The 14,726-nt window shown below is 36.7% G+C and carries 14 protein-coding genes; 5 read left to right on the top strand and 9 right to left on the bottom strand.

The window, feature by feature from the left end:
* Nucleotides 1-72 precede the first annotated feature (72 nt).
* Nucleotides 73-423 (top strand): winged helix-turn-helix transcriptional regulator, encoded by a 351-nt coding sequence (locus tag IGJ52_RS02105; RefSeq protein ID WP_002415976.1) that lies wholly within the window; start codon nt 73-75, stop codon nt 421-423.
* A 151-nt stretch (nt 424-574) separates the two neighbouring features.
* On the opposite strand, the gene IGJ52_RS02100 is transcribed toward IGJ52_RS02105, so the two are convergent.
* Both IGJ52_RS02100 and IGJ52_RS02095 read right to left on the bottom strand, forming a co-directional pair.
* Nucleotides 575-1,534, bottom strand: a complete 960-nt coding sequence (locus IGJ52_RS02100; RefSeq protein WP_002382947.1) for a GDP-mannose 4,6-dehydratase — start codon at nt 1,532-1,534, stop codon at nt 575-577.
* 22 nt (nt 1,535-1,556) lie between these two features.
* Entirely contained in the window at nt 1,557-2,525 is a 969-nt protein-coding gene (locus tag IGJ52_RS02095; protein ID WP_010715028.1) for a TDT family transporter, read from the bottom strand.
* Between the two features lie 141 nt (nt 2,526-2,666).
* On the opposite strand from IGJ52_RS02095, the gene IGJ52_RS02090 reads away from it, so the two are divergent.
* Nucleotides 2,667-3,494 carry a LysR family transcriptional regulator gene (locus IGJ52_RS02090; RefSeq protein WP_002355461.1) on the top strand — a complete coding sequence of 276 codons (828 nt, stop codon included), beginning with the start codon at nt 2,667-2,669 and terminating at the stop codon, nt 3,492-3,494.
* 46 nt (nt 3,495-3,540) lie between these two features.
* Here IGJ52_RS02090 and IGJ52_RS02085 read toward each other — a convergent pair whose 3' ends face one another.
* Both IGJ52_RS02085 and IGJ52_RS02080 read right to left on the bottom strand, forming a co-directional pair.
* On the bottom strand, nt 3,541-3,951 hold the full coding sequence (locus IGJ52_RS02085; RefSeq protein WP_002382942.1) for a DUF4809 family protein: 411 nt from the start codon (nt 3,949-3,951) through the stop codon (nt 3,541-3,543).
* A gap of 15 nt (nt 3,952-3,966) precedes the next feature.
* Entirely contained in the window at nt 3,967-4,329 is a 363-nt protein-coding gene (locus IGJ52_RS02080) for a DUF4809 family protein (RefSeq protein ID WP_002382941.1), read from the bottom strand.
* A gap of 167 nt (nt 4,330-4,496) precedes the next feature.
* Between IGJ52_RS02080 and IGJ52_RS02075 the strand changes: the two genes are divergently transcribed.
* The 3 genes from IGJ52_RS02075 to IGJ52_RS02065 all read left to right on the top strand — a co-directional run bounded on the left by IGJ52_RS02075 (nt 4,497) and on the right by IGJ52_RS02065 (nt 6,677).
* Nucleotides 4,497-5,453 carry an L-lactate dehydrogenase gene (locus tag IGJ52_RS02075; RefSeq protein WP_016614132.1) on the top strand — a complete coding sequence of 319 codons (957 nt, stop codon included), beginning with the start codon at nt 4,497-4,499 and terminating at the stop codon, nt 5,451-5,453.
* Nucleotides 5,454-5,581: 128 nt separating this feature from the next.
* Entirely contained in the window at nt 5,582-6,088 is a 507-nt protein-coding gene (locus IGJ52_RS02070; RefSeq protein WP_002355457.1) for a phosphatidylglycerophosphatase A family protein, read from the top strand.
* A gap of 139 nt (nt 6,089-6,227) precedes the next feature.
* Nucleotides 6,228-6,677, top strand: coding sequence for a YehR family lipoprotein (locus IGJ52_RS02065; protein ID WP_002382937.1), 450 nt, complete (start codon nt 6,228-6,230; stop codon nt 6,675-6,677).
* Between the two features lie 51 nt (nt 6,678-6,728).
* Here IGJ52_RS02065 and IGJ52_RS02060 read toward each other — a convergent pair whose 3' ends face one another.
* From IGJ52_RS02060 to tyrS, 5 genes are all read right to left on the bottom strand, one after another.
* Complete coding sequence (locus IGJ52_RS02060; RefSeq protein ID WP_002382936.1) at nt 6,729-7,646, bottom strand: hypothetical protein; 918 nt, start codon at nt 7,644-7,646, stop codon at nt 6,729-6,731.
* A gap of 355 nt (nt 7,647-8,001) precedes the next feature.
* Nucleotides 8,002-9,408 carry a Na+/H+ antiporter NhaC gene (gene nhaC, locus IGJ52_RS02055; protein ID WP_002419959.1) on the bottom strand — a complete coding sequence of 469 codons (1,407 nt, stop codon included), beginning with the start codon at nt 9,406-9,408 and terminating at the stop codon, nt 8,002-8,004.
* A gap of 124 nt (nt 9,409-9,532) precedes the next feature.
* Nucleotides 9,533-10,951 (bottom strand): tyrosine-tyramine antiporter, encoded by a 1,419-nt coding sequence (gene tyrP, locus IGJ52_RS02050; RefSeq protein ID WP_002355453.1) that lies wholly within the window; start codon nt 10,949-10,951, stop codon nt 9,533-9,535.
* Between the two features lie 202 nt (nt 10,952-11,153).
* On the bottom strand, nt 11,154-13,016 hold the full coding sequence (gene tdc, locus IGJ52_RS02045; RefSeq protein WP_002355450.1) for a tyrosine decarboxylase: 1,863 nt from the start codon (nt 13,014-13,016) through the stop codon (nt 11,154-11,156).
* A gap of 298 nt (nt 13,017-13,314) precedes the next feature.
* Nucleotides 13,315-14,571, bottom strand: coding sequence for a tyrosine--tRNA ligase (gene tyrS, locus IGJ52_RS02040; protein WP_002355444.1), 1,257 nt, complete (start codon nt 14,569-14,571; stop codon nt 13,315-13,317).
* Nucleotides 14,572-14,726 lie beyond the last annotated feature (155 nt).

The raw sequence follows: 14,726 nt of genomic DNA, 5'->3' as shown, positions 1-14,726 counted from the left end.
TTATTACTCACTATGATGGAGAAAAAAAGTACGCACTTTTTATTCACCTAGGAAGAAAAAAGTAACCATTACGTGTCACAAGGAGAAACTATGACAACTGATAAACAAACCAGTATCAACTTAGCCCTTTCCACCATTAACGGCAAATGGAAATTATCATTAATGGATGAATTATTCCAAGGAACCAAGCGCAACGGTGAATTGATGCGTGCGCTCGACGGAATCACTCAACGCGTCCTGACAGATCGCTTGAGAGAAATGGAAAAAGATGGCCTAGTCCATCGAGAATCCTTTAACGAACTGCCCCCGCGTGTGGAATATACGCTCACTTCGGAAGGATATGCTCTTTACGATGCCCTCTCTTCACTTTGCCATTGGGGCGAAACATTTGCACAAAAAAGAGGTCGGGACAGAAGTGTTTAACTCCGAGAAATAAGAAGGAATTTCCGAAAATTGTTCTATAATTTTTGGAGAATTTCGGCTTATTTCCGAAGGAGTTGCTTCTGTTCCCGCCGTTTATCAATTTTTAAGCCTGGGACAAAAATCCAAAGTGATTTTTGTCCCAGGCTCTTTTTTATCTATTTTGGGTATTATGGGTAAACTTAAGATATTTTTGAAGTCCTTCTTGAATTGAATAAACGGGCGAAAAACCTAAGCCTTTCAAAGCAGAACTATCTGAAAGAGAATATTTTATATCGCCATCTCGTTCCTTTTGATAAGAAACTGGCAAAGAAAGTCCCACTAATTGGTTCATTTCTTCAATTAATTGATTAAGGGAAATGGCAACTTCGGTACCCACATTATAAACGTGTCCCAACGCTTCACTTTTGGTTGCTACTAAATCTAATGCAGTTAGGACATCCTCAATGTAGATAAAGTCACGTGTTTGCTGACCATCTCCAAATATTTGAAATTGGCTCGCTTGCCCTTGCTCTAATTGGATATAACGATCCATCAAAATGGACAGGACACCAGAATAGGGTGAAGCAGGATTTTGATTGGGACCATAGACGTTAAAGAAGCGAACTGCACTCGTGGGTACTCCATGTAAATGGTATTCATTGAGAACATAACGTTCAGCAGCAAACTTATCAATAGCATAGGGACTCAAAGGGCAAATCATCGAAGTTTCTCTTTTAGGCAACGTTGGCTCTGCACCGTAAACGGCTGCCGACGAAGCAAAAACAAAACGTTTGAGCTTTTTTTGATATTTTTTTATTGATTCCAGTATTTTCAATACACTTAAAAAATTGACCTCATGTGTCTCTAGAGGCTGTGCCACAGAACTTGCCACGCTTGCCACGGCCGCAAGATGAAAGATATACTCAAACGAATGCTTTGAAAGTACTTCGTCCAATAATTGCTGATCCGTCACACTTCCTTTAATAAAAACCAACTGCTCAGTTTGTTGCAAATTTGACACTCGCCCCATGGACAAATCATCAATCACAAAAACTTGATACTGTTGACTATAAAAATTAGCCAAATTAGAACCAATAAAACCAGCTCCTCCAGTAATTAATAGTTTCTTCACCTCTTTGCTTCCTCTCTTTTTTTTAATTTAATTCCACTTTTTTCTTGTTATTTTCTCTTTGGAATAAAAAAATGCAATATCGAATGAACACATAACTTACAATAGCCACAGCTAATAACAGTTCAAAAGTAGACAAAATATTTAACAGACTCGTTAGACCTACCTTTTCTGCAAATAAAGGTTTAACTTTGACTAATGCTGTCGCAGAAATCACTAATGGGAATGTAAAGGCAGCATAACTTGGATAGAATGTCACTTGCATAATTTTATATAGATTCACAACTACAATCCCATAAATACATTGAGACAAAATTAGCAAGAAAACAACTAATGGCATATACAAATGACCACCCATTGAAATATAGCCAGCTAAACATAACGAACCTGGCGCTGTCATAATCGTCAATAAAGGAATGGTCGATTCAGGCATTTCTTTCGACTTCGTAATTCTCTTGATTAAAATTGGTAACAAGAGTAAATAAAAGAACAACGCTACCCAAAAAACAATTTTTCCCAACTCATTGATAAACAATTGAGAAGTATTAGGAATAACGCCAATGCCGACAAACGTAATAAACCAGCTTGGATAAATATGTTCCAGTTCGATTTTTGTTGGAAAAATATGCACCGCTACAAAATAAATCATTAAAATAAAATGTAAAATCACTGCGCCAATCCACAACACGTTAATCCAAGCAGCATTGGTAAATATCCGATCTAAGAAAACACAGATAACCATTAAAGCCATTGTAAATGTTGGTGATACCGAAGCAATAATTGGATCATCTAAGGTGCTTAATGCATGTTTCATTGTAAAAATAATTTTTAAAATAACTAAAATCATTAAGAGACTGCCAAGTACACAATAAATGGTCCCAATTGTTGCATATCCCAAGGAATAAAGTAAATTCCCCAAAGAAACCATCCCTAAAATTAGTCCACAAATGGGAATCGGGACTTTCCGCAAGAATTTTTTCGCACTTTCTACCATTATGTAGTCACACTCCGTCTTTATTTATTATTATTGATATTAATCAAAAGTATGTTATTATACTAAATGAAATATTTATATTTGTAAAATAAATATTTGCAATACCAACTATTAAGATAGTAAATAGAAAGAGGCGATTTTATGTTCGAATGGATCAAAACATTTATTGCTGTGTATGAAACCAAAAATTTTAGTGCGGCGGCCAAACAATTGTATATTTCTCAGCCAACTGTTTCTTTGCAAATCAAGAAATTAGAGCAACACTTTTCGATCAAGCTGTTCTATCGTAATGGAAAACAATCGGTTATTCCTACCAAAGAAGCTGATTTTTTATATCCAAAAATGCTCTCGATTATTGAAAGCTTAACCACTTCTTTTGCGCAAGCTGCAGAAAAAGAGAACTTTAAAGAAGACTGCATTATAGCCTCTTCAAATACAGTTGCTATTTATTTACTGCCAGATATTATGGAGAGTTTGGTTACCGCTTTTCCACTCATCAACTTTTCGATTCAACTGATGAATTCAAACGAAGTCGTGGATATGGTTCAAAATAATCATGCCCACATTGGGCTAATTGAAAAACCCATTGAAACCAAAAATCTACACAAAGAAATTGTTTATGAAGACCAACTAGTTCTAGCAGGAGATGCCGCTTCAAAATTTTGGCTCTTAAGAGAAAAGAACTCTGGCTTACGTTTTTTCAATGAGCTTTATCTCAACGAACACAGCATCAACTTACCAATTATCGAATTAAACAACAACGAAGTCCTGTTACAATTGCTAAAAAATAACATTGGGCAATCAATTGTTTCTCGATTATCTATTTCCGATGAGATCCCTTGGCAACCAATTGATCAGTCCTTTGCTTCTCGAAAAATTTTCATTGTCCAGACCGATCACCATGCCAATACTTCCTTCTCTGAAGTTTATAACCGAATCGTTGAAAAAATTCGTGAACGACAAGCCTAAAAAACAGGAGAACGACTTAGCTTTCGCTAAATCGTTCTCCTGTTTTTTATTTATCAGTTTCCTCTACCAATTCAAATTCAAAAGGTTCTAACTCAAATAGTTGGTGTAAAATTTGCTGGGTTTCTTGGAACACTTGTTGTGGCTCTTTACACAAAAGAGTGCTTTGAATCGTCTGTTTTTTTGATTGAAAAAGAATTCTCGTTTCCTCTTCCTTGAATACAACTTGATGAGGTTCCCTTTCAAACACCGTATATTCTTCGAACATTTCCATAACTAATTTTTGACGAAACCCTTCTTTGAGTGCTAATAAAGTTACTAAATCTGCAACGGTTAGTGTTTCTAACGCAATTGTTTCATCTTCTACATGAACAAGATAATTCGTACACTTCACATTCGGACAGGCATTGCAGCCGCCATTAATCAAATCTGAGGTAGTTGTTATTTTCACCTGTTTCATCTTAATCCTTCTTTCCTACTTTTCGAGAAAAACACAAGGGGTCTCCTCAAAAATATTCAATAAAATATGATTAACTTCTTGAAAGACTTCTTCGTGATTCCGGCATTGTTTTTCCATTACTAAACGCAGATCATTCACAACAAAAGTCAACGTCGTCGCTTGTTGGGAAACATGTATACAACGGTTGCCTTTAACAAAACATTCTGTTTGTTCTTCAATGAATGGTTCTTTTTGATAGCCATATGCTGAAGCGACACATTCCAGGATTTCGTAGATTTCTATTTTTGGAAGTTCATAGCTAAAGCTACCGATAACTAGTTGAAAACAGTTCGGCTGTTTTTCATTATTGCTTGCATAATACACTGTTGTCGTTGTCATTTTGCCTCCTTATCTTCTCTATTTTCCTACTCTTATCATAACAAAAAAAGCACGCTTCCCTTATTTAAATTGTTAATAAAGACTATTACAGATTGGTATAACCACACCCGAAAAGTTAGTGATATAATTCACTAAGAAAGAAATATTACAGAAAGAAGAGATGAACGATGAAAGTATTTAACAAAAAAGTCGCAATTATTGGTACTGGTTTTGTTGGCACAAGTATTGCCTATTCCATGATCAACCAAGGGATTGCGAATGAATTAATCTTAGTTGATATTGACAAAGCCAAATCTGAAGGCGAAGCAATTGACTTATTAGATGGTGTGTCTTGGGGTCAAGAAAATGTAAACGTCTGGGCTGGCGACTATCAAGACTGCCAAGATGCCGATATCGTCGTGATTACAGCTGGCGCTAATCAAAAACCTGGGCAAAGTCGTCTAGATTTGGTTTCAATCAATGCAGAAATTATGAAAACAATTGTTAACAATATCATGAAATCTGGTTTTGATGGAATTTTAGTGATTGCCTCAAATCCTGTCGATGTACTGACTTATGTGGCTTGGCAAGCTTCTGGTTTACCTGTTTCAAGAGTAATTGGAACTGGTACAACTTTGGACACAACTCGTTTCCGCAAAGAACTGTCTCAACGTTTAGCGATTGATCCACGCAATGTTCACGGCTATATTATTGGCGAACACGGGGATTCTGAAGTGGCTGTTTGGTCTCATACCATGATTGGTACCAAACCTATTTTAGAAATTGTGGATACGACAGAGCGCTTAACTAGTGACGATTTACCAATCATTTCTGATAAAGTGAAAAATACAGCTTATGAAATTATCGATCGCAAACAAGCGACCTATTATGGGATTGGTATGAGTACTGCACGCATTGTTAAAGCCATTTTAAATAATGAACAAGCTATTTTACCTGTCTCAGCTTACTTAGATGGGCAATATGGGCAACAAGATGTATTTACAGGGATTCCTGCAGTCGTTGGCAATCAAGGTGTGACTGACATTATTGAATTGAATCTAAATGCTTCTGAAAAAGAACTCTTCCAAAAATCAGTGACACAATTAAAACAAGTGATGGCATCGTTACAATCTAACGCTCAGTAATTTTTAACTAAAAATAACACTTCAACTAAATTATTCTCTACCAAAATAGATTCTAATTCCCCTTTATCGTTCTTTTTGGTACCATGAAAGAAGAACTTCAACTAAAGCAGAAATTAGGAGGACAAAAAATGGTAATCCAAGGAGATACGTTAGAAAATAGCGCACGTCGTTTATTGCAAGAACGTGGCGTAACAATGAATGATTTAGCTGAACTTGTGTTATTTTTACAAAAAGATTATATTGACAATTTAACATTAGATACTTGTTTAGAAAGTGTTGATGCCGTGTTAACAAAGCGTGAAGTACACAACGCGATTATTACAGGTGTCCAACTGGATATTCTGGCAGAAGAAAACAAGCTACTCTCACCGTTACAAGAAATTTTAACGGAAGATGAAGGGCTTTATGGCATTGATGAAATTATGGCGCTCTCCATTGTAAATGTTTATGGATCTATCGGTTTTACGAACTATGGGTATATCGACAAGGTAAAACCAGGCATTTTAAAAGAGTTAAATGCGCATGATGGCGAACATGTCCACACATTCTTGGATGATATCGTGGGCGCAATTGCGGCTGCGGCTGCCAGTCGGTTGGCTCACTCACAACCAGATTTAAGTGATATTACTAAATAAAAAAACTTGCCTCTTCATTTTTATGAGAAGAGGCAAGTTTTTTATTTGCTGGACTTCTCACAAGCTTTCTACTTAACAGTAATTATTTGCCGTGTTATGTTACAGTCAAGAATAAACAGCTAAAGGAGGTTATCTAGAAATGAAAAAGTTTTTACGCGTATTTTTAATTTTTATTGGGGTATTTTTTCTTGCAAGTTGCGGTTCAAAAATAGAGACAAAAACCTTTGTAGGTTCGCCACAAGATGGGATTGATTCCACCTTAACCTATACGTACCAAGGAGATAAAGTCTTAACGCAAACGGCTAAAAACATTGTTTCTTATGACAAATTGGGGATTACAAAAGAAGAGGCAAAAACAGCGTTGGAACCCGTTTCTAAACAATATGAGGACATCAAAGGGCTTAATTACAAACTGACCTATGAGGACAAACAAGCCATCGAAAAATTGACGATTAATTATGAAAAACTTGATTATGATAAAGCCAAAAAAGTAGATGGTATCCAGATTGATGGAGATTCTTCTAAGGGAATTAGCATGAAGAAAAGCCAAGAATTGGTGGAGTCACAAGGTTATACAGAACAAAAATAATAAAAGAAAGCGTGCGACAATGGGCATTGTTGCACGCTTTCTTTTGATTATTTAAATCGATGTTGCCATCTTCACTGCTTGAATTGGGTCAAAATGATGGACAGAGTAAACGACTGTACCGGCTTGCCAAACTACTGAGTTTCGATTATAGTCAGTGGTTCCTGCCACGTTCAGTGTGATTTGACCAACGGTATTCGGTGCTGGCAACGTTTCTTGTTCCAAAATGTTGACAACATTTTTCGCTAAATCATCAGGCGATTCACCATTGATATTTGAGGCCCGTACGACTAAACTCCAATTGCCTTCTTGCCAAGATAAGTAACTAGAACCTGCCGCCCCTTGTTTATACCCAGTAATATTGTAACCTAAATCTACTGGTTGACCGCCATTGTCAATGATTTGGTTCACTGCATTTTTTGCTTCGGCATCAGAGCCATATGTTTTTTTCTCAAAAGAACTAATTGGCGTTAACTGATTGACACGTGCATCATTCACTGGAATCGCTTCTTTTTCTGCATAATATAAAACACGGAAATTGTTTTGATCCGCTTGTGAAGTTGTCGCTGCAGTTAAAAAGTTATTCGTTTGACTCGTTAAAATTGCCTGCGGTAAGCCTTGACCAGGAAACATGTTTGCTAGCTGGTTAAGCACTTGCTTGGCTTGGTCATCTGGATTCGCATTTTTCGCTGGTGATTGTTTTTCTGCTGAGCCATTATTTGCCACTTCCTTCGTAGAAGAAGCTGTTGCTTTCGAATCAGCTGTCGTTGTTCCTGACGGTTTCGCATCACTAGATTTTGTTGCTGCTTTGCTACTTGATTCTTTTGTAGCAGATGCTTTTGTACTCTCGACTGTGGTACTTTCCGCAGCACTGGAACGACTATCCGTATTTTCTGTACTTTTTCCGCCGCCGCATGCTGCTAAAGCAAGGGTTAAAAGAAAAGCACTAGAAATAAGCCCTATCTTTTTCATAAGAATTCCTCCTTGTTTTCCCTACCCCTATTGTACCTTAATCATGTGTATCCGTCACTTGTTTGTGTTTCGTTCTAGTTGGTTTAAATAACAGAAAGTGGACGGTAGGATTCGAACCTACACCTCAACATTGAGCAAGAATAAACTACTGTTAGTCTCTATGAGTTTAACACCACGTTCATCCACCTATTTGATTGATCCTTTGTATCATAACTTAGAATAATTAAATTGCCTTTAAGGAGCTTCAAAGATTATATGAAGAATTGTAAAAAATCTGTGACGAAAAAACGATTGAACCAATCAGCAGAGACACTGAGGTTCAATCGTAACCAATTGTTTAATTATCTGAAAAAACTCACAATTCAACGTTAGTCCCTGGTGCTTTTTTGTTTTCCCCTTGTTGTTTTTTTAAGAATATCCCCAGAATGACGGTAATAATAGGGCAAAGCAATGGGAAAAAGGCATACGGTAAGTATTCTAGTGCACCAACTTTTAACGTTCCCATAATGAAGGTACCACTAACTCCCCAAGGAATTAACGAGTTGACTGCCGCCCCAGCATCTGCCAAAGTACGAGTTAAATATTTTTTATCAATACCTAAACGAGTAAATGAGGATTTAAATGTTTCCCCTGGTAAAATAATTGACAAATATTGTTCGCCAACTAGTAAGTTAATTCCCACAGAACTTAAGGCAGTTAAAGCGATTAATTTGGCTGGATTATTCACATAGCCTTTAATTTTATCAATTAAAGTAGCCACGATGTTAAACTTAATCAACAAGCCGCCCAAACCTAATGCCAAAATAATCAACGCAGCAGAACCTAACATGCTTTCAATCCCACCACGAGATAAAAGTGTATCAATACTTTGGTCCCCTGTATCTGCCACATAGCCACTCATTAAAACGGTAGAAACTTTCGCTAAACTTAGGTGATGATCATTTATAAAAGCTAAGATGACCGCCACTGTAGAGCCGACTAATAACGTTGGAATAGCCGGTACCTTTTTCCAAGCGAATAAGAATAAAACCGCTACTGGCAACAATGTAATCGGTGAAATCCAGAATCCTTGATGTAACGTTTGGACCATTGCATCAACCGATTGTAAATCCGCCGAGCCAGATTGATGCCCCAAGAAGATATAGCCGACAATCGAAATAATAAACGCCGGAATAACAGTGTACATCATGTTTAGTATATGTTCAAAAAGGTTCACGCCACCAATTCCAGCAGCTAAGTTTGTTGTATCAGATAACGGTGAAATGTTGTTCCCCAAAAAGGCACCTGAAACAACTGCACCAGCTGTCATCGCATTGTCGAATCCAAGAATATGTCCAATACCTAGAAAGGCAATCCCCATAGTTGAAACAGTCGTAAAGGAGCTCCCTACCGTCACACCAACTAGTGCACAGACCACAAAAACGGTTGGTAAGAAGAACTTCACTGAGATAATTTTAAAACCATAGACCATAATTGTTGGAATCGTCCCAGACAAGATCCAAGTAGCAACTAAGACACCTATCAGCAAGAAAATAATAATCGGAATGATTCCTGGTTTGATCCCTTCCACAATGCCCTCGTGGATCTCATCCCAAGAAAATCCTTTCCATTTGCCATAAAGCAACAACAACATGAATACAAAAAGAATCGGTATGTGAGGGGTTAATTTTTGACCAATAATTAAGTACCCGAGAATCGCTAACAAGGCAATCAAAATGCCTAAACTTTCAGCGAACGAAACAGTGGGTTTCGTTGATTTCATATGAAAACCTCCTTTTATGGAAAGCGAAAACTGAAGCAATAATCGAACTTGCTTCAGTTTCCAAACGACAATTTACTATAGTCATCAGATGAAGAGGCACTCAGCAAAATAATTGCTAGCCTTTTTATTCACCTAAATCTTCTTTTACTTCCGTTGCCCAACTTGCTTTTTTAAAGCGATTAATGATTAACGGAATCACAAACATGACAATAGTGATTAATGCAACTAAGACTGCATCAGTCACGGTTGTTGTACCTAATGTGGCGAAAATAACAATGATAACACTAAAAATTAACATTGCTGCCACTAAATAAGCTAAGCCATTACCTTTTTTACCAATTCGGTAAGGACGTAGTGTATCTGGTTGAGATTTACGTAATTTAATTAGGGAAATCGCAATCAATACATACACAATACTATAAATAATTGTTGTTGCATTTGTTAAAGTTAAGAATACAGCGTTGACATCATCCATTACCCCATAAAGTAAAGCGAATAATGAGATAACCACAGATTGTGTTAACACAACGTTACGAGAAACGCCATATTTATTTTCGCGATGGAAACCAAATTTTGGTGGCAATAAGCCATCACGAGCAACTTGAATAATTGTTTTTGATGGTCCAGTAACCCAAGCAGATAATTGTAATAACACACCTAAGAAGACCATGAAACTAAAGATATTACCAATAATTGTTGGTAAACCTAAAACGTCACAATAAAGCAAAATTGGTTGTGTAATGTTAGACAATTCCATTTTGCCATTTGGAACAATATTAGCAACAAACATTGCATTAATAACGTTTAATAAAACTAAACCAATTAATGAAATGAAAACGCCTTTTGTATAATTTTTTGTTGCATCTTTCAAACGAGGAATATAAACAGAAGACATTTCAATCCCAACAAAGATAAACGCAATCCCTGCTAGATATTTAAATGTGTCCATATTTTCTAAGTTTGGTAAAACTTTTGACCAAGAGAAGGCACCTAAATAGCCGCCAGGTGTTAAGCCTACTTTAATCATTGAAAGAAGACCTAAAACAAACATAACTAATACTGGGATGTAAACACCTAGCCAAACACCAATATTTCCGCCAACTTTCGCCATATCAAATTTCAAGTTCAAGATTGTAATAATCCAGTAAATCACTAAGATACAACCTAATACGAACCAATGATTTTCACCTAAATGAACATTACCAAATGTATTACCTAGCAAAGGGCCTAATGTAGAAGCAACCATTACCATTCCTGGGAACATTTGCACCCATAGTAACCAAGCGACAACAAAACCCCACTTGCTACCTAAGGCAGTTTTAACCCAAAGTTGAGGGCCACCTTCTTGAGGAAGCATCGTAGATAATTCACCAGATATCAATGCGATTGGACCAGCAAAGAATAAGACCGCGAAAATTGTGTAAGAAATTAATGTCCAACCAACAGCAGCAAGTGTTGGGATACTACGTACAGTTGCACACAATGCCATTGTTAAACCGATAAAAGTACCTAATTCAATTTTTTTAACTTGTTGTTTATCCAATTTTGTACACTCCTTATAAGATTTTGGATAAGGAGCATGAATGACTGTTATACGCTGAGTAAAACAGTCATTCGACTGCCTCTTACCCAGACAAAGAATTGGTTAAGAGGTTAGCCGTCTGGTTGATTTATCTCTTGAATAAATCAACCAGACCAACGTTCCCTCGTTCGGTTACCATTTCTTTTTTCCGTTTAAGATTCAATTATTTTACGTCGTAAATTTGTTCTAATTTTTCTTGTAAAGCAGCTTGAATCTTAGGAGCGTAAACATCAAATTCTTCTTTATCGTTCATGTATGGAGTCATTACAGCAGCACGTAACACAGTTACTTTACCTGCACGGTTCCATTCTTCGTCACTAAATCCTAAGCTGTTTACAAATTTTAATGGGCTGTTGCCATAATCTGGAATAGCAAAGTCAGTATGTGAAGTAATGAATTCGTTGTTGTAAATATTTCCTTTAACGTATGATGCATAGTCATATACATCATGGTTTAATTTGTTCATTGCTACTAAATCATCGTTGCCTTTTTCTTTAAACACATAGTCAACCATGTTGAAGTCTGGATGAGTCAATGTGTGGACTTCGATTTCTTTGTCGCCAACTTTGAATGTTAAATCATTCAAGAAGTTATAGAAGTGATGTGATCCTTCAATTGAAGCACCAATTAATTTACCATAACCTGCAACGTTTAAAGGTAAAACGTGATGTGCAGCCCATACAGAAGCAGCTGTTGCACCAGCTTTTGAACCTTCAAGGATATAAGCACCTAGTAACGCAGGAATATCGGCACCTTTTTCAAATACGTAAGTTGCGAAGTAAGAAATAACGTCGCGCATACGGATATCTTGGATAACGATACCACCAGCTGAATAAGGGATATAACCCATTTTATGAGGGTCAATTGTTACTGATTCTGCTAATTCGATTGCTTTATATGCATCGTACACTTCTCTTGAAATGTGTTCTTTTTTCTCTTTGAAGACACCGTATTCTTCGTGAACATCTTGTAAATCTTCGTAAGGGATGAAGTTGTTGTCTTCGTCTAAGAAGATGGCACGTCCATAACCACCATAAGCAGCATCAACGTGTACATAATAGTAAATACCGTCTTTCATTAATTCATCGCGTAAAGCAATAATTTTATCGATTGAGTCAACGGCACCTTCTTCAGTAGAACCAACTACACCGACAACACCTAGCACTGGAATTTGTTCTTCTGCTAAGCCACGAACGATTTTTTCTAATTCGTTGATATCCATACGGTAGTTATGGTCAACTGGTACTGGGATAACTTGATCTAAACCGATACCGATAATATCAGCAGCTTTTAACCAAGAATAGTGTTTAGTTTGTGGAACTAACCATTTACCGATTGCTTGTAAATGTTTACCTGAACGAGCTGAATGAGCTTTGATTTCATCAATTTCATCTTCAGCTGATTCTAATAAGTCCATAATTTCTTTTGTTGGCATGTTCAATAGTTCCCAATCTGATTTGCCAGCAACTAATTCTGGTTTTACTTCTTTCATAGCAAATGGTAATGATTTAATGTTACGGGCATACCATAAGCCTTCTAAGTTAGCTAAAGAACCATCAGCAACGATGTGTCCCCAACCATTTTTGTAGCTCATTAAGTGAGCAAATTCATGTCCTACTTCTTCTTCCATTTGAGAAGTTGCTGGAGAAGATTCATAGGCAACGTTGTTCCCGTTCCATAGCATTGCAAAGTTGTAAGCTAATAGAGAAGGCATTAATGTTTCTGAGTTCATATGTCCCCAATATCTACCTGCTGTATGCCATGGAACTGAATGTGTACGCATGCGAGAAGAGATTTCATTCAATACATCTTTCATATGGTTGACAGTTTTTTCGTAGCTTTCAGATGTGCGTTCTTGAGAAGAGATAACTGGCATGTCTTGTGGCATGTAGTTTTGACGCCATCCTAAATGTTCATCTACTAAGTCGATCAACAAGTCTTTATATAATTGTCCGTTTTCGGCTTTGTCCCCAATGAATAGTGCATTAAGGTTCATTTCGCCTTTTGCTAATTTTTCGTTTTTCATACGAAAATTCCTCCTTACAAATTTTAATGAATTAGATTTTGCATTCACAACTTACACCCAAACGGCTAAAGTGTAAAGAAGAAAAATAACAATGGTTATCATAGCTCTTTAATTTTATAATTTTTTCACAAGGTGTCTTGTCAGAACCATTATATAAAAAAATAAGAGTGGGATTGTGTGTACAATCCCACTCTTATTAGGTGTATTAACGGTTTCACCACTACCTGTAAGGAGAAATAGAATTTTAACTTTGATCAAATAATCACACGTCTTCTCTTCGTGAAATTATTATCAATTTCTAATCCATTACTTTTGCTAAAAAGTAATTTTTCTTCCCTTTCCGTACAACAACGAATTTTCCATCGAAATGTTGTGTTGGATCGACTGCAAAATCTAAATCGGTAACTCGGTCACCGTTAATACTTATAGCTCCTCCGCTCACATCTTCGCGAGCTTGACGTTTTGATGGTTCGATTTCTGTGTCAACTAACCAATCTACGATGTTTTTAGCATCTTTGGTAATTTCAACAGTTGGCACATGTTCTAACCCTTGCTCGATTTCCTCAATCGTTAAGTCTTTAATATTGCCTGAGAAAAGAGCTTCTGAAATTTTTTGCGCTTCTTCTAATGCTGCATCATCGTGAACAAATCGTGTCACTTCTTCAGCTAAGCGTCTTTGTGCTTCACGTTTACCTGGTTCTTTTTCAACTTTTTCAGCTAACGCATCGATTTCTTCTTTATCTAAGAAAGTAAAGAATTTCAAGTATTTGATGACATCACGATCATCTTGGTTTAACCAGAATTGGTAGAATTCAAATGGTGAGGTTTTCTTAGGATCTAACCAGATAGCGCCACCCGCTGTTTTCCCAAATTTTGTACCATCTGCTTTTAGCATTAAAGGAATAGTTAACCCGAATACTTTGGCTTCTGGTCCTTCTTTTTTACGAATCAAATCTAATCCTGCAGTGATATTGCCCCATTGATCAGCGCCACCAATTTGCAATTGAATATTATGTTTTTTATGCAATGTGTAAAAGTCAATTGATTGAAGAATTTGGTATGTGAATTCTGTAAAGGAAATGCCACTTTCTAAACGACTAGCGACAATGTCTTTTGCCAACATCGTGTTGACATTAAAGTTTTTCCCGTAATCTCTTAAAAAATCTAATAAAGATAGTTCTGATAACCAATCGTAGTTGTTCACCATTGTTACCTCAGCATCTTTACCAAATAATTTTTTCATTTGATTTGAAAGACTGTCCACATTATGTTGCACAGCTTCCATCGTTTGTAAGACACGTTCAGTTGTTCGTCCACTTGGATCACCAATTGTTCCAGTTCCGCCACCAATTAAAATGTATGGGTGATGACCTGCTAATTGGAATCGTTTCATCATCATAAAAGGAATTAAATGTCCAATATGCATGCTATCTCCAGTTGGATCGACACCGCAATATAGCGAAATGCTCGTATTTTCTGTAAGTTCTCTTAATCCTTCTTCGTTTGTTTGTTGATTGATTGCATCACGCCATGCTAGCTCGTCAATGATATTCATGTTATCACCCTCCATATTTATAATTATCTCTTTATAGGAAATCGTTCATTTAAAGAAATAAACGATTAACACAATTGTTTTTACACGATATTCCGTGTTTATTTCTATGTATACACGAGTTCACGAAATTTTCTTTGATTTGCCACGTATTCAAA

Origin of the sequence: Enterococcus sp. DIV1758, assembly GCF_051711985.1 — a bacterium.
Lineage (GTDB): Bacteria > Bacillota > Bacilli > Lactobacillales > Enterococcaceae > Enterococcus > Enterococcus faecalis.
The sequence above is the reverse complement of the archived record's forward strand: the minus strand, read 5'-3'. Positions and strand labels throughout refer to the sequence as shown.